At 50.7% G+C, this 22,780-nt stretch carries 24 protein-coding genes; 16 read left to right on the top strand and 8 right to left on the bottom strand.

Annotated elements, in window-relative coordinates; translation table 11 throughout:
- From ftsE to rpoH, 3 genes are all read left to right on the top strand, one after another.
- Nucleotides 1-669 (top strand): cell division ATP-binding protein FtsE, encoded by a 669-nt coding sequence (ftsE, locus tag OGV93_RS07985; protein ID WP_003023420.1) that lies wholly within the window; start codon nt 1-3, stop codon nt 667-669.
- Nucleotides 662-1,720 carry a permease-like cell division protein FtsX gene (gene ftsX / locus OGV93_RS07980; RefSeq protein WP_016154839.1) on the top strand — a complete coding sequence of 353 codons (1,059 nt, stop codon included), beginning with the start codon at nt 662-664 and terminating at the stop codon, nt 1,718-1,720. The genes ftsE and ftsX overlap by 8 nt, the downstream gene beginning before the upstream one ends.
- A 255-nt stretch (nt 1,721-1,975) precedes the next feature.
- The gene (rpoH, locus tag OGV93_RS07975) at nt 1,976-2,830 is read left to right on the top strand and encodes an RNA polymerase sigma factor RpoH (RefSeq protein WP_005121585.1); all 855 of its coding nucleotides are present in this window, start codon (nt 1,976-1,978) and stop codon (nt 2,828-2,830) included.
- 239 nt (nt 2,831-3,069) lie between these two features.
- Here rpoH and dapA read toward each other — a convergent pair whose 3' ends face one another.
- Genes dapA through OGV93_RS07945 form a run of 6 tightly spaced genes read right to left on the bottom strand, consistent with a single transcriptional unit; the run spans nt 3,070 to nt 7,384 of the window.
- Nucleotides 3,070-3,960, bottom strand: a complete 891-nt coding sequence (gene dapA / locus OGV93_RS07970; RefSeq protein WP_101700400.1) for a 4-hydroxy-tetrahydrodipicolinate synthase — start codon at nt 3,958-3,960, stop codon at nt 3,070-3,072.
- Nucleotides 3,960-4,880, bottom strand: coding sequence for a phosphoglycerate dehydrogenase (locus tag OGV93_RS07965; protein ID WP_101700399.1), 921 nt, complete (start codon nt 4,878-4,880; stop codon nt 3,960-3,962). Before OGV93_RS07965 ends, dapA begins: the two co-directional genes overlap by 1 nt.
- Before the next feature lies 1 nt (nt 4,881).
- Complete coding sequence (locus tag OGV93_RS07960; RefSeq protein ID WP_101700398.1) at nt 4,882-5,736, bottom strand: PTS system mannose/fructose/sorbose family transporter subunit IID; 855 nt, start codon at nt 5,734-5,736, stop codon at nt 4,882-4,884.
- Nucleotides 5,729-6,475, bottom strand: coding sequence for a PTS mannose/fructose/sorbose/N-acetylgalactosamine transporter subunit IIC (locus tag OGV93_RS07955; protein WP_101700397.1), 747 nt, complete (start codon nt 6,473-6,475; stop codon nt 5,729-5,731). Before OGV93_RS07955 ends, OGV93_RS07960 begins: the two co-directional genes overlap by 8 nt.
- A 15-nt stretch (nt 6,476-6,490) precedes the next feature.
- Nucleotides 6,491-6,976, bottom strand: coding sequence for a PTS sugar transporter subunit IIB (locus OGV93_RS07950; RefSeq protein WP_049283116.1), 486 nt, complete (start codon nt 6,974-6,976; stop codon nt 6,491-6,493).
- 6 nt (nt 6,977-6,982) lie between these two features.
- Nucleotides 6,983-7,384 carry a PTS sugar transporter subunit IIA gene (locus OGV93_RS07945; protein WP_047501419.1) on the bottom strand — a complete coding sequence of 134 codons (402 nt, stop codon included), beginning with the start codon at nt 7,382-7,384 and terminating at the stop codon, nt 6,983-6,985.
- Between the two features lie 529 nt (nt 7,385-7,913).
- On the opposite strand from OGV93_RS07945, the gene livJ reads away from it, so the two are divergent.
- Nucleotides 7,914-9,017, top strand: a complete 1,104-nt coding sequence (livJ, locus tag OGV93_RS07940) for a branched chain amino acid ABC transporter substrate-binding protein LivJ (RefSeq protein ID WP_101700395.1) — start codon at nt 7,914-7,916, stop codon at nt 9,015-9,017.
- 157 nt (nt 9,018-9,174) lie between these two features.
- Here the strand turns inward: livJ and panM are convergent, their stop codons facing one another.
- The gene (panM, locus tag OGV93_RS07935; RefSeq protein WP_016154837.1) at nt 9,175-9,558 is read right to left on the bottom strand and encodes an aspartate 1-decarboxylase autocleavage activator PanM; all 384 of its coding nucleotides are present in this window, start codon (nt 9,556-9,558) and stop codon (nt 9,175-9,177) included.
- A gap of 424 nt (nt 9,559-9,982) precedes the next feature.
- Here panM and livK point away from each other — a divergent pair, with 424 nt between their 5' ends.
- The 11 genes from livK to ugpQ all read left to right on the top strand — a co-directional run bounded on the left by livK (nt 9,983) and on the right by ugpQ (nt 20,452).
- Complete coding sequence (livK, locus tag OGV93_RS07930; RefSeq protein ID WP_016154836.1) at nt 9,983-11,092, top strand: high-affinity branched-chain amino acid ABC transporter substrate-binding protein LivK; 1,110 nt, start codon at nt 9,983-9,985, stop codon at nt 11,090-11,092.
- Between the two features lie 61 nt (nt 11,093-11,153).
- Nucleotides 11,154-12,080 carry a high-affinity branched-chain amino acid ABC transporter permease LivH gene (gene livH, locus OGV93_RS07925; RefSeq protein ID WP_003023435.1) on the top strand — a complete coding sequence of 309 codons (927 nt, stop codon included), beginning with the start codon at nt 11,154-11,156 and terminating at the stop codon, nt 12,078-12,080.
- Nucleotides 12,077-13,354, top strand: coding sequence for a branched chain amino acid ABC transporter permease LivM (gene livM / locus OGV93_RS07920; RefSeq protein WP_016157662.1), 1,278 nt, complete (start codon nt 12,077-12,079; stop codon nt 13,352-13,354). Before livH ends, livM begins: the two co-directional genes overlap by 4 nt.
- A complete protein-coding gene (livG, locus tag OGV93_RS07915) occupies nt 13,351-14,118 on the top strand; it encodes a high-affinity branched-chain amino acid ABC transporter ATP-binding protein LivG (protein ID WP_003023438.1) in 768 nt (255 codons plus the stop codon). Before livM ends, livG begins: the two co-directional genes overlap by 4 nt.
- A gap of 17 nt (nt 14,119-14,135) precedes the next feature.
- Nucleotides 14,136-14,849 carry a high-affinity branched-chain amino acid ABC transporter ATP-binding protein LivF gene (livF, locus tag OGV93_RS07910; protein WP_085951092.1) on the top strand — a complete coding sequence of 238 codons (714 nt, stop codon included), beginning with the start codon at nt 14,136-14,138 and terminating at the stop codon, nt 14,847-14,849.
- Between the two features lie 101 nt (nt 14,850-14,950).
- Entirely contained in the window at nt 14,951-15,232 is a 282-nt protein-coding gene (locus OGV93_RS07905) for a hypothetical protein (RefSeq protein ID WP_155574538.1), read from the top strand.
- A 248-nt stretch (nt 15,233-15,480) separates the two neighbouring features.
- Nucleotides 15,481-16,797, top strand: a complete 1,317-nt coding sequence (gene ugpB, locus OGV93_RS07900; RefSeq protein WP_016154831.1) for a sn-glycerol-3-phosphate ABC transporter substrate-binding protein UgpB — start codon at nt 15,481-15,483, stop codon at nt 16,795-16,797.
- Between the two features lie 112 nt (nt 16,798-16,909).
- Nucleotides 16,910-17,797 carry a sn-glycerol-3-phosphate ABC transporter permease UgpA gene (gene ugpA, locus OGV93_RS07895; RefSeq protein ID WP_213239358.1) on the top strand — a complete coding sequence of 296 codons (888 nt, stop codon included), beginning with the start codon at nt 16,910-16,912 and terminating at the stop codon, nt 17,795-17,797.
- The gene (gene ugpE / locus OGV93_RS07890; protein ID WP_003023450.1) at nt 17,794-18,639 is read left to right on the top strand and encodes a sn-glycerol-3-phosphate ABC transporter permease UgpE; all 846 of its coding nucleotides are present in this window, start codon (nt 17,794-17,796) and stop codon (nt 18,637-18,639) included. Before ugpA ends, ugpE begins: the two co-directional genes overlap by 4 nt.
- 2 nt (nt 18,640-18,641) lie before the next feature.
- Nucleotides 18,642-19,712: a sn-glycerol-3-phosphate import ATP-binding protein UgpC gene (locus OGV93_RS07885; protein WP_016154829.1), complete on the top strand. Its 1,071-nt coding sequence runs from the start codon at nt 18,642-18,644 to the stop codon at nt 19,710-19,712.
- The gene (ugpQ, locus tag OGV93_RS07880) at nt 19,709-20,452 is read left to right on the top strand and encodes a glycerophosphodiester phosphodiesterase (RefSeq protein ID WP_019078127.1); all 744 of its coding nucleotides are present in this window, start codon (nt 19,709-19,711) and stop codon (nt 20,450-20,452) included. The genes OGV93_RS07885 and ugpQ overlap by 4 nt, the downstream gene beginning before the upstream one ends.
- Here the strand turns inward: ugpQ and OGV93_RS07875 are convergent.
- Entirely contained in the window at nt 20,449-20,889 is a 441-nt protein-coding gene (locus tag OGV93_RS07875; protein WP_016157658.1) for a DUF2756 family protein, read from the bottom strand. The two genes, ugpQ and OGV93_RS07875, sit on opposite strands and share 4 nt — an antisense overlap.
- A 118-nt stretch (nt 20,890-21,007) precedes the next feature.
- On the opposite strand from OGV93_RS07875, the gene ggt reads away from it, so the two are divergent.
- On the top strand, nt 21,008-22,753 hold the full coding sequence (gene ggt / locus OGV93_RS07870; RefSeq protein ID WP_046274514.1) for a gamma-glutamyltransferase: 1,746 nt from the start codon (nt 21,008-21,010) through the stop codon (nt 22,751-22,753).
- The last annotated feature ends 27 nt before the right edge of the window (nt 22,754-22,780 follow it).

The following is a 22,780-nucleotide window of genomic DNA, read 5'->3' as shown; positions in this document are numbered from 1 at the left end:
ATGATTCGCTTTGAACATGTCAGCAAGGCCTATCTCGGTGGGAGACAAGCGCTGCAGGGAGTTACCTTCCATATGCAGCCTGGCGAGATGGCATTTCTGACCGGCCACTCTGGCGCGGGGAAAAGTACCCTGCTGAAGCTGATTTGTGGAATTGAACGGCCCAGCGCCGGGAAAATCTACTTCAGCGGGCATGACATCAGCCGTTTGAAAAACCGTGAAGTGCCGTTTCTGCGTCGTCAGATTGGCATGATTTTTCAGGATCACCACCTGTTGATGGACAGAACCGTGTTTGACAACGTGGCAATCCCGCTGATCATCGCGGGCGCCAGCGGGGACGATATTCGTCGTCGCGTGTCAGCGGCGCTGGATAAGGTCGGACTGTTGGACAAAGCGAAAAACTTCCCTATTCAGCTCTCCGGCGGTGAACAACAGCGCGTGGGCATCGCCCGTGCGGTGGTGAATAAACCGGCGGTATTGCTGGCGGATGAACCAACAGGGAACCTGGATGACGCGTTGTCGGAAGGGATCCTTCGCCTGTTTGAAGAGTTTAACCGCGTCGGGGTCACGGTATTAATGGCCACGCACGATATTGGCCTGATCTCCCGTCGCTCCTATCGCCAAATGGTTCTGAGCGATGGACATCTGCATGGAGGCCTGGCCCATGAATAGACGTGACGCTATTAATCAAATCAAACAGTTCGGTGGCCGACTGGATCGCTTCCGTAAATCGGGCGGCGCGCCGGGAGATGGCGGTCGTAACGCGCCAAAGCGGGCGAAAGCCGCGCCAAAGCCGAACTCGCGTAAAACCAATGTCTTTAACGAGCAGGTACGCTACGCGTTCCAGGGCGCGTTACAGGACCTGAAAAGCAAGCCGCTGGCGACGTTCCTGACGGTGATGGTTATTGCCATCTCCCTGACGCTGCCAAGCGTATGCTACATGGTTTATAAGAACGTCGACCATGCGGCAAGCCAGTATTATCCTTCTCCGCAGATCACCGTTTACCTGCAAAAAACGCTGGATGATGATGCAGCGGCGCGGGTGGTTGGTCAGTTGCAGGCCGAGCAGGGCGTGGAGAAAGTGAATTATCTTTCCCGCGATGACGCGCTGGGCGAATTCCGTAACTGGTCCGGCTTTGGCGGCGCGCTGGATATGCTGGAAGAGAACCCGCTACCGGCCGTGGCGGTGGTTATCCCGAAACTGGACTTCCAGGGCACGGAGTCGCTGAACACGCTGCGCGACCGTATCGCACAAATCAACGGTATTGATGAAGTGCGCATGGATGACAGCTGGTTTGCCCGTCTGGCGGCGCTGACGGGCCTTGTCGGACGCGTCTCCGCGATGATTGGCGTGCTGATGGTAGCGGCGGTCTTCCTCGTCATCGGTAACAGTGTGCGGCTGAGTATTTTTGCGCGTCGCGATACCATTAACGTGCAGAAACTGATTGGCGCGACGGATGGGTTTATCCTGCGTCCGTTCCTCTACGGCGGTGCGCTGCTCGGTTTTTCCGGCGCATTTCTTTCACTAATTTTGTCAGAAATTTTGGTGATGCGCCTGTCGTCAGCGGTTACTGAGGTGGCGCAGGTTTTTGGAACTAAGTTTGATATCAACGGCTTATCATTCGACGAATGCCTGTTATTACTGCTGGTGTGCTCGATGATTGGCTGGGTGGCAGCCTGGCTTGCCACGGTTCAACATTTACGCCACTTTACCCCCGATTAAAAAATCTCTGGTATAATCTTTCCCTGCACTGAGTAGTTCGCTCTGCAGGGAAAGAGTCCCTGTTATCTCTTCCCGGCGTATTCATTGTGATGTCACATTTTGTGCGTAATCTATACACATTACGACATGGAACTTGTGGATAAAATCACTGTCTGATAAAAGATTGAATGATATTCTCGTTGCTCATAAGCTCTGGCATGGTTGTTGCTATTGGTTTTAGCCAACGCGTCAGATGAAAAGATTGAGAGGATTTGAATGACCAAAGAAATGCAAAATTTAGCTTTAGCCCCTGTTGGTAACCTGGAATCTTACATCCGGGCTGCGAACGCGTGGCCGATGTTGTCGGCTGACGAGGAGCGGCTACTTGCTGAAAAGCTGCATTACCAGGGCGATCTGGAAGCAGCTAAAACGCTGATCCTGTCTCACCTGCGCTTTGTTGTTCATGTTGCTCGTAATTATGCGGGCTATGGCCTGCCGCAGGCGGATCTGATTCAGGAAGGTAATATCGGCCTGATGAAAGCCGTGCGCCGTTTCAACCCGGAAGTGGGTGTGCGCCTGGTTTCTTTCGCCGTGCACTGGATCAAAGCTGAGATCCACGAATACGTTCTGCGTAACTGGCGTATCGTAAAAGTCGCGACCACCAAAGCGCAGCGTAAGCTGTTCTTTAACCTGCGTAAAACCAAGCAGCGTCTGGGCTGGTTCAATCAGGACGAAGTTGAAATGGTTGCTCGTGAGCTGGGTGTTTCCAGCAAAGACGTGCGCGAAATGGAATCCCGTATGGCGGCGCAGGACATGACGTTTGACATGTCTTCAGACGACGAGTCTGACAGCCAGCCGATGGCACCGGTTCTGTATCTGCAGGATAAATCATCTAACTTTGCCGACGGCATTGAAGAAGATAACTGGGAAGATCAGGCCGCGAACAAACTGACCCACGCAATGGAGGGTCTGGACGAGCGTAGCCAGGACATCATTCGCGCCCGTTGGCTGGACGAAGACAACAAGTCGACGTTGCAGGAACTGGCCGATCGCTACGGCGTCTCTGCTGAACGTGTTCGTCAGCTTGAAAAGAACGCCATGAAAAAACTGCGTGCGGCGATCGAAGCGTAATCATACCGTTTAACGCATTGCCCCTATAACCCCTGGATGCCCATTCGGGGGTTTTTTATGTCTCATTGATACTTCAAACTGCTATCACGCTTTCCTCTGCCAGGTTTGCTTTTGCCTCTCTGGTGTTGTGGGGTGGGGGGCCGAAGTGATTGATGCCCCTGCGCCTGACAAGGTGACATGTTTGCCCGGTTTCTGGGCAAACATGTCACCTTAATGCAGCCGAATACTGTCGGTAAAACTTATTGTGGCAGGAGATTATAGGCTGCCAGCATCTCTTTGATATCCTGAGTGATGATTTCATTCGGCATATGTATTGGTCTTCTGGTAATGCCTGCGGTGATCCCCATTAAGTTAAGAGCCTCTTTCATTACTGCAGGTGCGGTCATTTTCTTAATGTTCATACGCAGCGCATCGATCTTATTACGCTCTTCCTGTGCTTGATCCAACTGCCCCGCGATAAAGTAGTTATACAAATCCACTTCAATCTTCGGTAAAACATTTGATGTGGCTGCGACGCTGGCAACTGAACCTTCTTTAAATGCATCAAGCATCAGCGAATCTGAACCGTTCAATACTTTAAAATTTTTGTGTTTTGAAATCTCAAGGTACTGTTTTTGTACTTCAAATTTGCCACTGCTATCTTTGATTGCCACGATATTATCGATATCAGCCAGGCGATTCGCTGTTTCGTATTCAATACTTAGGCCCGTTTGCCCTGGGAGATTGTATAGAATAATAGGTGCTGCTGTGCTGGCCGCAATATCATAGTAATGTTTATATAAATCTTCCTGATTAGGCACCAGATAGTAGGGGGTTACAACTGAAATGTAATCTGCGCCAGCATCAACGAGTCGTTGAGTCAGAGCAATAGTTTGCTGTGTGCTACAGCAACCGGCACCGGCGCAAATAGTTACGTCATCACCCACTTCATCAACAACTGCTTTGGTGAGTTCTACTTTTTCATCATCTGATAACAGATGAAATTCACCGTTGGTGCCACAAATAAATAATCCATGAACACCATTGTTGACTAACCAGCGAGCCATCTTTCTTGCTGCCGGGATATCCATTTTTTCCGTTTCATCAAATGGTGTCACCATCGCAGTAATAATTCCCTTAAGTTCTTTCATTATCTTTTCTCCAGTTCGTTGGTAACATTTTTAATCGAGATTTGAATTGTGTTAAGATCTGCTTCCTGAGTAAACGAAGCCGCATGTGGCGTGATCGAGTAATTTATGAGTTGTTTTGTTGCTTCTTTTCGTTCTTTAAGTTCAATATCTTCACTAGCAAAAGAAATTTTGTGAGTAATTAAAGCATTGTATAAACTATCTTCATCAATCAAACCGCCTCGTGCAGTATTTATCAATATTGCGGAAGGTTTCATTTTTTCGAATGCGTGCTGGTCAATCATGTGCCTGGTGCTATCTAATAAAGGCAAATGAAGCGAGATAACATCACTGAGCTGATACACCTCATCTAACTCTTTAAAGTTTATATACGGAAAAACCTGACTCTGATTGATATAAGGGTCGTATGCGATGATCTCCATACCCATAGCGTTAGCGATGTGGGCTACATGTTTGCCAATAGCACCAAGGCCAATCAGCCCTAATGTCTTTTTATGTAACTCAGTACCCACCAATCTTACATCATTACTGCATTTAGCCTGTTGTTCGATTTCAACATACTTTCTGGCACTGGATAGCATCATTAGAATAGCCATTTCTGCTACCGATACAGAATTGGCGTTGAGTGCTTTATGCACCACAATATTTCTGCTGTTCGCATACTCAACGTTAATATTATCTAAACCAACACCATATTTTGAGATTACTTTTAGTTTTTTCGCACAATCTATAACGTCTTGATCTAAAGGGTCGTTGCCTGTAATAATAGCATCGGCATCTTTAATTTTTACCATCAACTCTTCTTTACTAAAACGTCCGCCGCTCGTATTACATTCGACGATATAACCTGCTGCCTGTAATTCATCCAGATATTTTTGCCCCTTACTAAGAAAGGGCCTGGGCGTTATAAGTATTTTTTTCATATTACAATAAACCGAAGAATGAAAAAATAAGGCTTAAAGAGAGGATTGCTACCAGTATTCGTAGGAAATGCGGTCCACACTTCTGGATGTATATATAAATACCGAGAACCGCAACCAGGGGGAGTAAGTTAGGCACAATTTTGTCTAACATGTCCTGCAGGACAATAGTATTCCCCCCACCAGTAGTAATATGTAGCGGTGTCTTAATCTTTACATAAGTGGCAGAAAGCGCCCCCATCATCAACAGGCCGAACATACCTGCGCCTTCAATAATTTTATGGATACTGCCAGAGTGGAGTATCTCTAAAATTGACTCTTTCCCCTTTTTATAACCAATATTAAGTGCAAATCGGCTAGCGAAGAACATATAAACAACTTGATAGATCAATGGCAGTAATGCGGCTAATACGTACCCTTGCAATACAAAAGGAATACATACCCCAATAACAATAGGTCGCAATGTGCCAAAATCTAACGTATCCCCGATACCTGAGACTGGACCCATTAGCCCCGTTTTTAAACTGGTCACTAATTGGGTTGTGGCTGTTCGCTGTTCTTCAGGTTCCTGGGATGCTTTTTCTTCTAGTGCGATAGTGATGCCGTTTACCACTGAGCCCCAGTTAGCTTGTGTGTTAAACATCGTCAAATGGCGCTGTAACGCTTTTGAAAGATCCCTCTCATTTGGGTATAGCTTAGCTAAAATCCCTGTCATTGAATTACAAAAGGCTAGAGCCTGTAACCGTTCAAAATTTAATGATGTTTCTGAGAAAGCATGCCATTTTAACCAGACAATCTGCACATCTCTATTCGTAATTGGTGAGCTTTCGGCTTCCTTTAAGTCGATATTATTAGCCATTTTGTGTTCCTTTCGCAGTTTTTGATTGCATGTATAAGAGAACAGCACATAAACCAAAAATGGATATCCCTATGGTGTTTAGCCCTGAATATGTGACCAAGAAGAAACCAATGATGAATAACGGGATGTATTGTTTTTTCCCGATCACAATGATAGTGATAGCAAAACCTAATGCTGGAAGAATATTACCAGCGATAGCTAAGCCGTTGGTGGTCCAGGAGGGTAACAGTTTGACAAATGAGGCAATAGCATCTGGGCCATACAAACAGGCAACGAAAACAGGAACGAAGCGCATAGGGAAGGCCAACAGAATAGGATAGATAGTTGCTACCCGCTGAATCCCTTTGATATCTGCTTTTTCGGCATAGCGATCGGCCATATGAACAAATGTGGTATTAACCGTTTTACGAACGTTTTCGAGGACAACCCCTAATAAACCTATTGGGATTGCCAACGAAATAGCTATTTCAGGTTTTATCCCCGCAGTAAGAGCAATAGGTATAGCGATGCAGGAGGCCAATCCCTCATCTGCTGGCGGGTTCCCACCAGGAGCAATACTACCTATATAGATCATCTGTAATGTCGCACCGACTGATAATGCAGTCGGCATATCATCAAAGATAATTCCCATAATGGGGGCAATAGATAACGGCATGCGCATGATTGAAAAGCCATACCATACCTTCGCTTGTGATATCCAATAAACTAAACCAATCAATATTGCTGTAGAAACGCCCATAAGTTCCTCTCCTTTTTAAGGTAACTTATTCTTTATTTTTTGCAGACTGGCTGGTTCTTCTTCTGGGATAGTCTGGAAATAAACTTTAATATTCCTGTCTTCTATTACTTGTAGTTTTTCTGCATCTTCTTTATTTATTGATATCTGATTAAAGACGATTTTTCTACCAGGGATGTTTTCTATGCCGCCTACTTGCAACTCTTCAAGTTCTAATCCGCCCTGAATAGTCTTTAATGCTGAATCAATAGATTTGAAAAGGATTAAAAGTTTGCCAGTATAAAAATTTTTCTCATTCCAGCGGGTTGTCGTTTCCTCAATGGATGTCATGATTACTTCGATGCCGCTGGGGGCCGCCATTTTATAAACTTCGGCTAAAAAAGGATCATTATATAATTCGTCATCGATAACAATTATTTTATCGGCGTTGCTCCTTTTCAGCCATTTGGTGATAACCTGTCCATGAATTAGTCGATAATCAATGCGGGCATGTACTATACTCATACTCTATTATCCTTTATTAAATTGATAACTTTGAACCATATCTTTACCGGCATCATGAATACATTGAACATATTCTTCGATGGTGATTTCTTTATCGGAGTCTTGTAACATATTCGCTTCAAGCAGCATGGCAAGGTTTACGCCGCTAATACAATGAATAGGGTATTCTCTGGAGAGAACCGTCGCTACATTTGATGGTGTTCCACCATAAATATCGGTAAGAATAACGGTTTTAATATTGGGTCTGAGTATTTTCCTTGTTTGCTCCATTAACGTTTCTGGTGACATCCCGATGATCAGAGAAATAGCCGTTGTATTTTTCGTTTTGCCAACAATCATTTCACTACTGTTTAATAACTCTTTACCTGCGTCACCATGTGTTAATATGATAATATCATAGAGATTCAATGGTTATCTTCCTTATATATATAATCCATATGTTTGATTTATATTTTGTATGTAACAGACTCCATTCTTGAGAGTGGTTTCTGTTCTTTGAATATATATTGTTTTATGGATTTTTAAACGTTACCAAGATCACATATTGAATGTATTGACTAATATGGCTATTTCTAGCGGATGCATATAACGCATAACAAAATAATATAATATTTGGCTTTTATAAATAATACTGTCATTTATATATATTCAACAATACATCTTAATTAAGATTATATTTTATATCGATGATACAAGGTCATATTATGGAGATGAAATTGATATTTATAGTTTTGTCACCTATATGTTATGTCATCGCAAAAATTCACGTTTCAAATCCATAAAAATGGGGTATGTTTTAGCAGAGTATGCTGAAAATGCACGGTCAGCATGCCTAAATATCAATGTCTTATACTTGGTGTGACGCCAATATCAGAATAATGTGCCAAATAACAACATCACAACAAATGCAACAACCATAACAATGAGGAACCTCAGGATGAAAATGAAGGGTAAAGCGTTACTGGCAGGATGTATTGCACTCGCATTCAGCAACATGGCATTAGCAGAAGATATAAAAATTGCTGTTGTGGGGGCGATGTCTGGCCCGGTAGCACAATATGGCGATCAGGAATTTACCGGCGCAGAGCAGGCAATTGCGGATATCAATGCCAAGGGCGGCGTGAAAGGTGACAAACTGGTCATGGTGAAATATGACGATGCCTGTGACCCGAAACAAGCGGTAGCGGTTGCGAACAAAGTGGTCAACGACGGGATTAAATACGTAATCGGTCACCTGTGCTCTTCTTCCACTCAGCCTGCGTCAGACATCTATGAAGACGAAGGTATTCTGATGATCACTCCAGCGGCAACGGCGCCGGAGCTGACCGCGCGCGGCTATAGCCTGGTAATGCGTACCACTGGTCTGGATTCCGATCAGGGCCCAACGGCCGCCAAATATATCGTTGAAAAAGTGAAGCCGCAGCGCATCGCGATTATTCATGATAAGCAGCAGTACGGTGAAGGTCTGGCCCGCGCGGTGCAGGATGGCCTGAAAAAGGGTAACGCCAACGTGGTGTTCTTTGACGGGATCACCGCCGGGGAAAAAGATTTTTCTACGCTGGTAGCGCGTTTGAAGAAAGAGAATATCGATTTCGTTTACTACGGCGGTTACCACCCGGAAATGGGGCAAATCCTGCGTCAGGCACGCGCCGCGGGTCTGAAAACCCAGTTTATGGGGCCAGAAGGTGTAGCGAACGTGTCGCTGTCTAACATCGCCGGTGAATCTGCAGAAGGCTTACTGGTAACGAAACCGAAGAACTACGACCAGGTTCCGGCGAACAAACCCATCGTAGATGCTATCAAAGCCAAGAAACAGGATCCGAGCGGCGCATTCGTATGGACCACCTACGCCGCGCTGCAATCTTTGCAGGCCGGTCTGAACCAGTCTGATGATCCGGCTGAAATTGCCAAGTATCTGAAAGCAAACTCAGTGGAAACCGTGATGGGGCCGCTGTCATGGGATGCGAAGGGCGACCTGAAAGGCTTCGAATTCGGCGTGTTTGACTGGCATGCAAACGGGACGGCGACAGACGCCAAGTGATTTTCCCGGCGCCTTTCGTGCCGCAGGTGTGTTGGCTGCGTTATTCAACCCCGGTCACTTACTTATGTAAGCTCCGGGGATTTTATAACTTGCCGCCTGCCTGCAACACAAAATTCTTGGGAAAATACTCGTAATACAATTGGTTGGGGGCGGTTTTCTACCGTTTCTCCCAGCCATTTTCCTGGGCCGTAAACCCTAACACCTGCATAAATGCGGCCATCACGCTGCGGTCTTCAACGCCGACGTCGGCCATCCACCACGAACTCACGTCAGGGTTTTCCCGGATCACTTCTTCGATCAAATACTGCCCGACGCCGCGACGGCGAGTGATATCGCGCACGCGCAATGAATCCAGTGCGCCTTGTGTGCCGCTCAGGGTTACCCGCACGGCACCTAACAGACGCTCGTTAAAGCGTGCGGCGTAGATCCGGTGCGTTTCATCTACGCTTAATGATGAGGCGGAATATTCCGGCCAGATTTTGCCCAGATCAATCAGGTCCTGGTCGCTAAAGTTATCTAAACGAACGATGGTCAGCTTCATTAACAGCATGTCCAAATCACAAAAGATGGAATCAGTGTACCGAAATAATTCGCCCGGATGCTTTCTCTTTTTAATGCGATTAACCAGGTTAATAGTTTTGTAACAACGACAATGACAGATTGAAACAGTAGAGATTGAAAAACAGGCAGGATAATACCCTGGAATGCAGCATTTTATTCCGCTCTTTGTGCCGTTATTTTATGCTGACAAATGCACTTTTTTTTGTTTATCTATAGTGAAAAGCAGAATATTATCTTTTCTTAATCGACTGAAAAATAGAGATTTTAGCCGTAATTTGCTTAAAAAACTGCGCTAAACCATTAACGAGACTGGTAAAAATAGTACAGTTCAAAAAAAGCACAGTCTGCTTTTTAACCACATAAATACAAAATATATACATCATCACGAATGGGGATTCAGGAAAATGAAACGGAATGCGAAAACAATCATCGCAGGGGTGATAGCACTGGCAATGTCACACGCGGTCATGGCGGAGGATATCAAGGTCGCTGTTGTCGGGGCGATGTCAGGTCCGGTCGCGCAGTGGGGTGATATGGAATTTAATGGCGCACGTCAGGCCATTAAAGATATCAATGCCAAAGGCGGGGTCAAAGGCGACAAACTGGTTGCCGTCGAATATGACGACGCCTGCGATCCGAAACAGGCCGTTGCGGTAGCGAACAAAATCGTCAATGACGGCATTCAGTACGTTATTGGTCATCTGTGCTCATCTTCCACGCAGCCCGCATCAGATATCTATGAAGACGAAGGCATTCTGATGATTTCCCCGGGCGCGACCAACCCGGAACTGACCCAGCGCGGTTACGCACACATTATGCGTACAGCGGGCCTGGACTCCTCTCAGGGGCCGACCGCCGCGAAATACATTCTGGAGAAGGTGAAGCCGCAACGCATCGCCATCATTCACGATAAACAGCAATACGGTGAAGGCCTGGCGCGTTCAGTGCAGGAGAGCCTGAAAGCGGGCAAAGCCAATATCGTCTTCTTTGACGGGATCACTGCCGGGGAAAAAGATTTTTCTGCGCTGATCGCCCGCCTGAAAAAAGAAAATATCGATTTTGTTTATTACGGCGGCTACTACCCGGAAATGGGACAAATGCTGCGCCAGGCTCGCTCCGTCGGGCTGAATACCCAGTTTATGGGACCTGAGGGCGTGGGCAATGCGTCGCTGTCTAATATTGCCGGTGATGCCGCTGAAGGCATGCTGGTGACCATGCCAAAACGCTATGACCAGGATCCGGCGAATAAAGCTATCGTCGATGCGCTCAAAGCTGACAAGAAAGATCCAACCGGGCCGTACGTGTGGATCACTTATGCAGCCGTCCAGTCATTGGCGACAGCAATGGATCGCAGCGGTAGCAAAGAGCCGTTGGAGCTGGTGAAAGATCTGAAAGCACACGGGGCTGACACCGTGATTGGGCCGCTGAAATGGGACGAAAAAGGCGATTTGAAGGGATTTGAGTTTGGTGTCTTCCAGTGGCACGCGGACGGATCATCGACCGTCGCGAAGTAATAGCTGAAGACGAGTTATCCCACCGCCCGTGCAAAACGGGCGGGTTAAGAAAGGTTACCTTATGTCCGAGCAGTTCCTCTATTTCTTGCAGCAGATGTTTAACGGCGTCACGCTGGGAAGCACCTACGCGCTGATCGCTATCGGTTACACGATGGTGTACGGCATTATCGGCATGATCAACTTCGCCCACGGCGAGGTGTATATGATTGGCAGCTATGTCTCCTTTATGATCATCGCTGCGCTAATGATGATGGGTATTGATTCCAGCTGGCTACTGGTCGCGGCGGGCTTTGTCGGCGCGATTGTGATTGCCAGCGCCTACGGCTGGAGCATTGAACGCGTAGCGTATCGGCCCGTGCGCAGCTCTAAGCGCCTGATCGCGCTGATTTCCGCTATCGGGATGTCCATCTTCCTGCAAAACTACGTCAGCCTGACGGAAGGTTCGCGCGATGTGGCGCTGCCCAGCCTGTTTAACGGCCAGTGGACTGTCGGCAGTAGCGAAAACTTCTCTGCTTCCATCACCACCATGCAGTTGGTTATCTGGATTGTAACCTTCCTGGCGATGCTGGCGCTGACGCTGTTTATCCGTTACTCCCGTATGGGCCGTGCCTGCCGTGCCTGCGCGGAAGACCTGAAAATGGCCAGCCTGCTCGGCATAAATACCGATCGCGTGATTGCGCTGACCTTTGTGATTGGCGCGGCAATGGCGGCGGTAGCGGGCGTACTGCTCGGCCAGTTCTACGGCGTAATTAACCCCTATATCGGCTTTATGGCCGGAATGAAAGCCTTTACCGCGGCGGTACTGGGCGGCATCGGCAGCATTCCTGGAGCGATGATCGGCGGCCTGATTCTGGGTGTCGCGGAAGCGCTCTCCTCTGCTTATCTGAGTACCGAATACAAAGACGTGGTTTCATTCGCGCTGCTGATTCTGGTGCTGCTGGTGATGCCGACCGGTATTCTGGGTCGCCCGGAGGTAGAGAAAGTATGAAACCGATGCATTTTGCAATGGCGCTGCTCTCTGCCGCTATGTTCTTCATCCTGGCGGGCGTCTTTATGGGCGTCCAGTTGGAGCTTGACGGCACCAAACTGGTGGTGGATAGCGCCGCGGATATCCGCTGGCAGTGGGTGTTTATCGGCACTGGCGTGGTTTTTCTCTTCCAACTGTTGCGTCCAGCTTTCCAGAAGGGCCTGAAGAGTGTCTCCGGACCGAAGTTTATTCTGCCGGCGATTGATGGCTCCACCGTTAAACAGAAGCTGTTCCTGGTCGCGCTGCTGGTGATTGCCGTGGCGTGGCCGTTTATGGTGTCGCGCGGTACGGTTGATATTGCCACGTTGACGATGATTTATATCATCCTCGGCCTCGGCTTAAACGTGGTGGTGGGGCTTTCCGGTCTGCTGGTGCTGGGTTACGGCGGCTTCTATGCCATCGGTGCTTACACCTTCGCGCTGCTGAACCACTATTACGGACTCGGCTTCTGGACCTGTCTGCCGCTGGCGGGGCTAGTTTCCGCTGCTGCGGGCTTTATGCTCGGCTTCCCGGTACTGCGCCTGCGCGGTGACTATCTGGCGATTGTGACTTTAGGCTTCGGCGAAATCGTCCGTATCCTGCTGCTCAACAACACCGAAGTGACCGGTGGTCCGAACGGTATCAGCCAGATCCCGAAACCGACCTTTTTCGGTCTGGAGTTCAGCCGTACTGCCCGTGAAGGTGGCTGGGATACCTTCAGCAACTTCTTTAACGTGAAGTACGATCCCTCTGACCGCGTGATTTTCCTTTATCTGGTGGCGCTGCTGCTGGTGGTCTTCTCGCTGTTTGTCATCAACCGTCTGCTGCGTATGCCGTTGGGTCGTGCGTGGGAAGCGCTGCGCGAAGATGAAATTGCCTGTCGCTCGTTGGGCTTAAACCCTACGCGCATCAAGCTGACCGCTTTTACCATCAGCGCCGCGTTTGCCGGTTTTGCCGGTACGTTGTTTGCCGCGCGTCAGGGTTTTGTCAGCCCGGAATCCTTCACCTTTGCCGAGTCGGCCTTTGTGCTGGCGATTGTGGTACTGGGCGGAATGGGCTCACAGTTCGCAGTGATCCTCGCGGCCATCCTGCTGGTGGTGTCACGCGAGCTGATGCGTGATTTCAATGAATACAGCATGTTAATGCTGGGTGGTTTAATGGTACTGATGATGATCTGGCGTCCGCAGGGCTTGTTGCCGATGACCCGTCCGCAGTTGAAGCTGAAAAACGGGGAAGCAAAAGGAGAGCAGGCATGAGTCAGCCATTATTATCCGTCAACGGCCTGATGATGCGCTTCGGCGGTCTGCTGGCGGTAAACAACGTTGAACTGGAGCTGAGGCCACAGGAGATCGTCTCGTTAATCGGGCCAAACGGCGCGGGAAAAACCACGGTCTTTAACTGCCTGACCGGTTTTTATAAGCCGACGGGTGGGACGATTAAGCTGCGCGACCAGCATCTGGAAGGGCTGCCGGGTCAACAAATTGCGCGGATGGGCGTGGTGCGTACTTTCCAGCACGTGCGTCTGTTTCGCGAAATGACGGTGATTGAAAACCTGCTGGTGGCGCAACATCAGCAGTTGAAAACCGGCGTCTTCTCCGGCTTGTTAAAAACCCCGTCGTTTCGTCGCGCGCAGAGTGAAGCGTTGGATCGCGCCGCCACCTGGCTGGAGCGTATTGGTTTGCTGGAGCACGCCAACCGTCAGGCCAGTAACCTGGCCTACGGCGACCAGCGCCGTCTGGAGATTGCACGTTGCATGGTGACCCAGCCGGAAATCCTGATGCTCGACGAACCCGCCGCAGGCCTCAACCCGAAAGAGACCAAAGAGCTGGACGAGCTGATTGCTGAACTGCGTAACCATCACAACACCACTATTTTGTTGATTGAGCACGACATGAAGCTGGTGATGGGTATTTCCGACCGTATTTACGTGGTGAATCAGGGCACGCCGCTGGCGAACGGGACGCCGGAACAGATTCGTAACAACCCGGACGTGATCCGCGCCTATTTAGGTGAAGCATAATGGTGGTGACGCATAATATGGAAAAAGTCATGTTGTCCTTTGACAAAGTCAGCGCCCACTACGGCAAGATACAGGCGCTGCACGACGTCAGCTTGTATATCAATCAGGGTGAAATCGTGACGCTTATCGGCGCCAACGGCGCGGGAAAAACCACGCTGCTTGGTACGCTGTGCGGCGATCCGCGAGCGACAAGTGGGCGAATTGTTTTTGATGGTAAAGACATTACCGACTGGCAGACGGCGAAAATCATGCGCGAAGCGGTAGCGATTGTTCCGGAAGGGCGTCGCGTGTTTTCCCGCATGACGGTGGAAGAGAACCTGGCGATGGGCGGCTTCTTTGCCGAAAAGGACCAGTTTCAGGAACGCATCAAGTGGGTGTATGACTTGTTTCCCCGCCTGCATGAACGTCGAATTCAGCGTGCGGGCACGATGTCCGGCGGTGAACAGCAGATGCTGGCGATAGGCCGTGCGCTGATGAGTCAGCCGCGGCTGCTGCTGCTTGATGAGCCGTCGCTGGGTCTGGCGCCGATTATCATCCAGCAGATCTTCAACACCATCGAACAACTGCGCGAGCAGGGGATGACAATCTTCCTCGTCGAACAGAACGCTAACCAGGCGCTGAAGCTCGCCGATCGCGGCTACGTGCTGGAAAACGGTCATGTGGTGTTGGAAGACACTGGTGATGCGTTACTGGCTAACGAAGCAGTGCGCAGCGCGTATCTGGGCGGTTAACATTCTCTGAATGGACAAGGGGGCCTGATATGGCCCCTTTTTATTGCTCTATGTTATTATTGAGAATAGTTATCAATAATAAAAGTGAACATGGAGAAAGGATGATACGTTCCGGTATCTGCATGATGATTGGCGGTTTGTTTTTGACGCTTTCATCAAATACCCTGGCCTTAGCACCGCCAGCGTTCGACCCGCGCGACCCTTCAATCTGGGAAGAGAAACCGGACAACTCGTTAGCGCAGTCCAGCTCGCCCTGTGAAGTGTTCACCTCCTCTGTCTGCCCGGGCTGGGAAGATGAGAAATCGGATATTCAGCGCGAACGTGAGCGGCGGGAACAGCAGCGTTTACAGAATGAATATGAACGACGCTGGCGTAAAGATTAATGTTCTTTGCTGGCTGCAACAGATAACGTCATCCTGGCCGGGTAAGACATAGCGCTACCCGGCTTTGTTGTGCACCACCCCGCATTTTCCTGTCACTACGCTTTCACCGCCTTGCCATCTGTTTGTCGCCTTACTATCTTTTTTTTGTAATAAAAAAGTTATTTTTCTGTCATTCGAGCATGTCATGTTACCCCCGCGAGCATAAAACGCGTGATATCGCGCATCCGGCACAACAAGAGAGATAACCGATGATATCGTTACGACATACAGCTTTAGGACTGGCACTTAGCCTGGCGTTTGCAGGTCAGGCTCTGGCCGTCACCACTATCCCGTTCTGGCACTCAATGGAAGGTGAACTGGGTAAAGAAGTTGATTCACTGGCGCAACGTTTTAATGCCGCCAATCCCGACTACAAAATTGTTCCGCAGTACAAAGGCAACTACGAGCAGAGCCTGAGCGCAGGTATTGCGGCTTTCCGTACCGGAAACGCACCTGCGCTACTGCAGGTTTATGAAGTGGGCACGGCAACGATGATGGCCTCGAAAGCCATTAAACCGGTCTATGAAGTATTCAAAGAGGCTGGTATTAACTTCGATGAGTCTCAGTTCGTACCAACGGTTTCCGGTTATTACACCGACTCTAAAAGCGGACACTTACTCTCCCAGCCGTTTAACAGCTCCACGCCGGTGCTGTACTACAACAAAGATGCCTTCAAAAAAGCCGGTTTAGACCCTGAGCAGCCGCCAAAAACCTGGCAGGATCTGGCGGAATACACCGCGAAGCTGAAAGCAGCAGGCATGAAGTGCGGTTACGCCAGCGGCTGGCAGGGATGGATTCAGATTGAAAACTTCAGCGCCTGGAATGGTCTGCCGGTGGCTACCAAAAACAACGGCTTTGACGGTACTGACGCGGTGCTGGAATTCAATAAACCGGAACAGGTGAAACATATCGCCCTGCTGGAAGAGTTGAACAAAAAAGGAGATTTCAGCTACTTCGGGCGTAAAGACGAGTCTACCGAGAAGTTCTATAACGGGGATTGTGCCATTACCACTGCCTCTTCCGGTTCTCTGGCTGATATCCGCCACTACGCCAAATTCAACTATGGCGTCGGCATGATGCCGTACGATGCCGATGTGAAGGGCGCGCCGCAGAACGCGATTATCGGGGGAGCCAGCCTGTGGGTGATGCAGGGTAAAGACAAAGCAACCTACGAAGGCGTGGCGCAGTTCCTCAACTTCCTGGCGAAGCCTGAAATTGCTGCCGAATGGCACCAGAAGACCGGCTACCTGCCCATTACCACCGCCGCGTACGACTTGACCCGCGAGCAGGGCTTCTATGATAAGAATCCTGGGGCTGATATCGCCACCCGCCAGATGCTGAACAAGCCACCGTTGCCGTTCACCAAAGGGCTGCGTCTGGGCAACATGCCGCAGATCCGCACCATCGTAGATGAAGAACTGGAAAGCGTCTGGACCGGGAAGAAAACCCCGCAGCAGGCGCTGGATGCTGCCGTTGAGCGTGGCAATCAGTTACTGCGCCGCTTTGAGCAATCGACTAAATCGTAATGTGAAATGCCGGGTGGCGGCTGCGACTTACCCGGCCTACAAATGCGTGTAGTTTGTAGGCCGGATACGGTGTGTGCACCGCAATCTGGCACCTTCCAGGAAAAGAACCTACATGTCTTCATCCCGTCCGGTGTTCCGCTCGCGCTGGCTTCCCTATTTGCTGGTGGCCCCGCAGTTGGTTATCACCGTTATTTTCTTTATCTGGCCCGCCGGTGAAGCGCTGTGGTATTCACTACAATCCGTTGATCCGTTTGGTCTTTCTAGCCAGTTTGTCGGACTGGAAAACTTTATCGCGCTGTTTCATGACCCGTACTACCTTGATTCATTCTGGACCACCATTAAGTTCAGTACGTTAGTCACGGTAAGCGGTTTGCTGGCGTCGTTATTTTTTGCGGCGCTGGTGAATTACGTGGTACGCGGTAGCCGTTTTTACCAGACGCTGATGCTGTTGCCTTACGCCGTCGCGCCCGCCGTCGCCGCCGTATTGTGGATCTTCCTGTTTAACCCAGGGCGCGGGCTGATTACCCATTTTCTCGGTGAGTTTGGCTATGACTGGAACCATGCGCAAAACAGCGGTCAGGCGATGTTTCTGGTGGTGTTTGCGTCGGTCTGGAAGCAGATTAGTTACAACTTCCTGTTCTTCTTTGCCGCACTACAGTCTATTCCGCGGTCGCTGATTGAAGCCGCCGCGATTGATGGTGCGGGACCGGTTCGCCGCTTCTTTAAGCTGGCGCTGCCGCTGATTGCACCGGTCAGCTTCTTTCTGCTGGTGGTGAATCTGGTTTATGCCTTCTTTGATACCTTCCCGGTGATCGATGCCGCCACGGCGGGTGGGCCGGTACAGGCGACCACTACGTTGATTTATAAGATCTATCGCGAAGGCTTTGTCGGGCTGGATCTCTCCGCCTCGGCCGCCCAATCGGTAGTGCTGATGTTCCTGGTCATTATTTTGACGGTGGTGCAGTTCCGCTATGTGGAAAGTAAGGTGCGTTACCAATGATTGAGAATCGTCGTGGGCTGACAATATTCAGCCATGCCATGTTGATTATGGGGATCATGGTGATCCTGTTTCCGCTGTACGTCGCGTTTGTTGCGGCGACGCTGGATAACAAAGCAGTCTTTGAAACGCCGATGACGCTGGTTCCCGGCACACAACTGCTGGAAAACATGAAATACATCTGGGTCAACGGCGTGGGCGTTAACAGCGCGCCGTTCTGGCTGATGATGCTCAACAGTTTCATCATGGCGTTCAGTATTACAGTAGGGAAAATCACCGTCTCTATGCTCTCCGCATTCGCCATCGTCTGGTTCCGCTTTCCACTGCGTAACCTGTTCTTCTGGATGATTTTTATCACGCTGATGCTGCCGGTCGAGGTGCGTATTTTCCCGACGGTGGAAGTGATCGCCAACCTGAAAATGCTCGACAGCTATGCGGGTCTGACGCTGCCGTTAATGGCATCGGCGACTGCGACGTTCTTGTTCCGGCAGTTTTTTATGACCCTGCCGGATGAACTGGTTGAGGCGGCGCGTATTGACGGCGCGTCACCGATGCGTTTTTTCCGCGATATTGTACTACCGCTGTCAAAAACCAATCTGGCGGCGCTGTTTGTGATCACCTTTATCTACGGCTGGAACCAGTATTTGTGGCCGTTGTTAATTATTACCGATGTCAATTTGGGCACTGCGGTGGCAGGTATCAAAGGCATGATTGCTACTGGTGAAGGCACCACGCAGTGGAATCAGGTAATGGCAGCCATGCTGCTGACGCTCATCCCTCCGGTAATCATCGTGTTAGCCATGCAGCGTGCCTTCGTACGTGGCCTGGTCGATAGTGAGAAATAAAAATGGCTGGTTTAAAACTACAGGCAGTAACCAAAAGCTGGGACGGCAAAACCCAGGTGATTAAACCGCTGACACTGGATGTCGCGGACGGAGAATTTATCGTGATGGTTGGCCCATCCGGCTGCGGTAAGTCAACGCTGCTACGGATGGTGGCCGGGCTTGAACGGGTGAGCGGCGGCGATATCTGGATTGATAATAAACGCGTCACCGAAATGGAGCCTAAGGATCGCGGCATTGCGATGGTCTTTCAGAACTACGCGCTCTACCCACATATGAGCGTGGAAGAAAATATGGCCTGGGGGCTGAAAATCCGCGGGATGGGCAAGGAGCATATTGCCGAACGGGTGAAAGAGGCGGCGCGTATTCTCGAGCTGGGTGAACTGCTCAAGCGTCGTCCGCGCGAGCTTTCCGGCGGTCAGCGCCAGCGTGTGGCGATGGGGCGGGCGATTGTCCGTGACCCAGCGGTATTCCTGTTTGATGAGCCTCTGTCTAACCTCGATGCCAAGCTGCGCGTACAGATGCGTCTGGAGTTACAACATCTGCATCGCCGACTGAAAACCACCTCACTGTATGTGACGCACGATCAGGTTGAAGCGATGACCCTCGCCCAGCGGGTGATGGTGATGAACAAAGGCATTGCCGAGCAGATCGGCACGCCGGTTGAGGTATATGAAAAGCCTGCCAGCCGCTTTGTGGCGAGTTTTATCGGCAGCCCGGCGATGAATCTGCTGGACGGGCGCATCAGCGCCTCGGGCACCCATTTTGAGCTGGATGACGGCATGACGTTGCCCCTCGGCAGAAGCGCGAGGGAGTCTGGTGGGCGCAACATGACGTTGGGTATCCGCCCGGAGCATATTGCGCTAAGCTCGCAGGCCGAAGGCGGCGTGCCGTTGGTCGTCGACACGCTGGAAATGCTGGGAGCGGATAACCTGGCACACGGACGTTGGGGTGAGCAAAAGCTGGTGGTGCGACTGGCGCATCAGCATCGCCCGACGGCAGGCAGCACGCTGTGGCTGCATCTGCCAGAAAATCATCTGCATCTTTTTGATGGCGAAACAGGACAACGCGTATGAGTAACTGGCCTTACCCCCATATCGTCGCCCATCGCGGCGGCGGTAAGCTGGCACCGGAAAACACCCTGGCGGCGATCGACATGGGGGCGCGATACGGGCATACCATGATTGAGTTTGACGCTAAATTGTCGAAAGACGGTGAGATCTTCTTGCTGCATGACGACAACCTGGAACGCACCAGCAATGGTTGGGGTGTGGCAGGCGAGCTGAACTGGCAGGATTTATTGCGCGTGGACGCCGGTGGCTGGTTTAGCGGTGAGTTTAAAGGCGAACCGCTACCGCTGCTCTCGCAAGTGGCCGAGCGCTGCCGTCAGCACGGTATGATGGCGAATATTGAAATTAAACCCACCACCGGCACCGGAACGTTAACCGGCAAAGCCGTAGCGCTGGCCGCTCGGGAACTGTGGGCGGGAATGACACCACCGCTGTTGTCATCCTTTGAAATTGACGCGCTTGCAGCGGCGCAGCAGGCGGCGCCTGAACTGCCGAGAGGCTTACTGCTTGATGAGTGGCGCGAGGACTGGCGTGAGCTGACAACGCGGCTGGGTTGCGTCTCTATTCATCTTAATCACAAGCTGCTGGATGAAGCGCGCGTGGATGCGCTGCGCGACGCAGGACTGCGTATTCTGGTGTATACCGTCAACCGACCCCAGCGCGCGGCGGAACTGCTACGCTGGGGAGTGGACTGCATCTGTACCGATGCCATTGATACGATTGGTCCGGATTTCCAGCCCTGTTAAGGCCCAATTGTTTTTAACGGAACGTTAGGCTGCGGCGTGCTGGAGGGCTTCAGCATGTCGCCGTTCTTTTTCTCCGACAGCATATGTTGCTTATTCAGCGAGCTGTCCGGGTTACGGGTTCCACTTAACATTCCACCGTTGCTGTTGGGCAGCATTTGCTGCTGGCTGGAATTAAACTCTCCAGGCTGAGACTGAAGGACGCGCTGGGAGTTGGAATTGATTTGGTTTTCCATATGCTGTTGTTGCATACGCGTCTGCGTTTGCAACTGCTGATTGAGCATCCCTTTCTGCTGAATCTGCTGCGATTGCATTTGGGTTTGCATACGCTGCTGGCTCGGGATCTGATAACCGGGTTGATTCGGGTTATTCATGGTGTTGATGGGCTGTGCAAAGCCTGCAAACGGCAACAGCATGGCTAAAAGTAAGAGTCGTTTCATCGCTTTTCTCCTCTCGGGGATCTCTTAAGTTTACTCCTTTCTCGCCGTTACGATGATTATTTCAGAGTTATGCACCAGGCTTAGTGGGGGCTGACCCCCATACATCTGGAGAATAACGATGATAAAACCGACGTTTTTACGCCGGGTAGCCATTGCTGCTCTGCTCTCAGGAAGTTGTTTTAGCGTTGCTGCCGCTCCGGCTGCACCGCCGCCGGTATCATACGGTGTTGAGGAGGATGTGTTCCATCCCGTGCGCGCGCAGCAGGGGATGGTGGCCTCCGTGGATGCGCTTGCCACTCAGGTGGGGGTGGATATTCTTAAACAGGGTGGGAATGCCGTCGATGCCGCCGTGGCCGTTGGCTACGCGCTGGCGGTGACGCATCCCCAGGCGGGCAATCTGGGTGGTGGCGGTTTTATGCTGCTGCGTACCAAAGACGGTAACACCACGGCGATTGATTTTCGCGAAATGGCCCCTGCTGGCGCGACCCGCGACATGTTCCTTGATGAGCAGGGCAACGCCGATGCGAAAAAGTCGCTGACGTCGCATCTGGCATCCGGTACGCCGGGTACCGTCGCGGGTTTTTCGCTGGCGCTGGAGAAATACGGCACGATGCCGCTGAACAAAGTGGTACGTCCGGCGATGAAGCTGGCGGAAGAGGGCTTTGTGGTTAATGACGCACTGGCCGACGATCTGAAAACCTATGGCAGTGAAGTGCTCCCTAATCACGAGAACAGCAAAGCCATTTTCTGGAAAGACGGCGAGCCACTGAAAAAAGGCGATAAGCTGGTACAAAAGAACCTGGCGAAAAGCCTGGAAATGATTGCCGAAAGCGGCCCGGATGCGTTTTATAAAGGGGCTATTGCCGATCAGATCGCCGGGGAAATGCAGAAGAACGGTGGGCTGATGACCAAAGAGGACTTAGCCAGCTATAAAGCCGTGGAGCGTACGCCGATTAGCGGTGACTATCGCGGGTATCAGGTCTTCTCCATGCCGCCGCCGTCCTCTGGCGGTATTCACATCGTGCAGATCCTCAATATTCTTGAAAACTTTGATATGAAGAAGTACGGGTTTGGCAGCGCCGACGCCATGCAGGTCATGGCTGAAGCGGAGAAATATGCCTACGCTGACCGCTCGGAGTATCTGGGCGATCCCGATTTTGTGAAAGTGCCATGGCAGGCACTGACCAACAAAGCCTATGCTAAAACGCTTGCCGATCAGATTGATATCAACAAGGCTAAGCCTTCCAGCCAGATTAAACCTGGCAAGCTCGCCCCGTATGAAAGCAATCAGACCACTCACTTCTCGGTGGTGGATAAAGACGGCAATGCCGTGGCGGTGACCTATACCCTGAATACCACCTTCGGGACCGGTATTGTGGCGGGTAACACTGGCATTCTGCTCAATAATGAAATGGACGACTTCTCTGCCAAGCCGGGCGTACCGAATGTATACGGTCTGGTAGGCGGCGATGCCAACGCGGTCGGACCGAAGAAGCGTCCGCTGTCATCTATGTCGCCGACTATCGTGGTAAAAGATGGGAAAACCTGGCTGGTTACCGGCAGCCCAGGCGGGAGTCGAATTATCACTACTGTGCTGCAAATGGTGGTCAACAGCATTGATTTCGGGATGAACGTCGCCGAAGCGACCAACGCACCACGCTTCCATCATCAGTGGTTGCCGGATGAGCTTCGTATTGAGAAGGGCTTCAGCCCGGATACAATCAAACTGCTGGAGCAAAAAGGACAGAAAGTAGCGCTGAAAGAAGCGATGGGCAGCACGCAGAGCATTATGGTTGGACCGGATGGCGCACTGTATGGCGCGTCCGACCCGCGTTCTGTGGATGATTTAACGGCGGGTTACTGATTGTTGATTAATAGCCCGGCATCAGGC

Origin of the sequence: Citrobacter sp. Cb031 (assembly GCF_030336725.1) — a bacterium.
Lineage (GTDB): Bacteria > Pseudomonadota > Gammaproteobacteria > Enterobacterales > Enterobacteriaceae > Citrobacter > Citrobacter braakii.
The sequence above is the reverse complement of the archived record's forward strand: the minus strand, read 5'-3'. Positions and strand labels throughout refer to the sequence as shown.

Coding starts and splice junctions, on each gene's coding strand:
- OGV93_RS07965 (WP_101700399.1), bottom strand. CDS start 4,880: ATGAAAAAAATACTTATAACGCCCAGGCCCTTTCTTAGTAAGGGGCAA.
- ugpA (WP_213239358.1), top strand. CDS start 16,910: ATGTCTTCATCCCGTCCGGTGTTCCGCTCGCGCTGGCTTCCCTATTTG.
- ugpE (WP_003023450.1), top strand. CDS start 17,794: ATGATTGAGAATCGTCGTGGGCTGACAATATTCAGCCATGCCATGTTG.
- OGV93_RS07960 (WP_101700398.1), bottom strand. CDS start 5,736: ATGGCTAATAATATCGACTTAAAGGAAGCCGAAAGCTCACCAATTACG.
- OGV93_RS07905 (WP_155574538.1), top strand. CDS start 14,951: ATGATACGTTCCGGTATCTGCATGATGATTGGCGGTTTGTTTTTGACG.
- livG (WP_003023438.1), top strand. CDS start 13,351: ATGAGTCAGCCATTATTATCCGTCAACGGCCTGATGATGCGCTTCGGC.
- ftsX (WP_016154839.1), top strand. CDS start 662: ATGAATAGACGTGACGCTATTAATCAAATCAAACAGTTCGGTGGCCGA.
- livJ (WP_101700395.1), top strand. CDS start 7,914: ATGAAAATGAAGGGTAAAGCGTTACTGGCAGGATGTATTGCACTCGCA.
- livF (WP_085951092.1), top strand. CDS start 14,136: ATGGAAAAAGTCATGTTGTCCTTTGACAAAGTCAGCGCCCACTACGGC.
- ugpB (WP_016154831.1), top strand. CDS start 15,481: ATGATATCGTTACGACATACAGCTTTAGGACTGGCACTTAGCCTGGCG.
- panM (WP_016154837.1), bottom strand. CDS start 9,558: ATGAAGCTGACCATCGTTCGTTTAGATAACTTTAGCGACCAGGACCTG.
- OGV93_RS07885 (WP_016154829.1), top strand. CDS start 18,642: ATGGCTGGTTTAAAACTACAGGCAGTAACCAAAAGCTGGGACGGCAAA.
- OGV93_RS07875 (WP_016157658.1), bottom strand. CDS start 20,889: ATGAAACGACTCTTACTTTTAGCCATGCTGTTGCCGTTTGCAGGCTTT.
- OGV93_RS07955 (WP_101700397.1), bottom strand. CDS start 6,475: ATGGGCGTTTCTACAGCAATATTGATTGGTTTAGTTTATTGGATATCA.
- ggt (WP_046274514.1), top strand. CDS start 21,008: ATGATAAAACCGACGTTTTTACGCCGGGTAGCCATTGCTGCTCTGCTC.
- livH (WP_003023435.1), top strand. CDS start 11,154: ATGTCCGAGCAGTTCCTCTATTTCTTGCAGCAGATGTTTAACGGCGTC.
- livK (WP_016154836.1), top strand. CDS start 9,983: ATGAAACGGAATGCGAAAACAATCATCGCAGGGGTGATAGCACTGGCA.
- livM (WP_016157662.1), top strand. CDS start 12,077: ATGAAACCGATGCATTTTGCAATGGCGCTGCTCTCTGCCGCTATGTTC.
- ugpQ (WP_019078127.1), top strand. CDS start 19,709: ATGAGTAACTGGCCTTACCCCCATATCGTCGCCCATCGCGGCGGCGGT.
- dapA (WP_101700400.1), bottom strand. CDS start 3,960: ATGAAAGAACTTAAGGGAATTATTACTGCGATGGTGACACCATTTGAT.
- OGV93_RS07950 (WP_049283116.1), bottom strand. CDS start 6,976: ATGAGTATAGTACATGCCCGCATTGATTATCGACTAATTCATGGACAG.
- rpoH (WP_005121585.1), top strand. CDS start 1,976: ATGACCAAAGAAATGCAAAATTTAGCTTTAGCCCCTGTTGGTAACCTG.
- ftsE (WP_003023420.1), top strand. CDS start 1: ATGATTCGCTTTGAACATGTCAGCAAGGCCTATCTCGGTGGGAGACAA.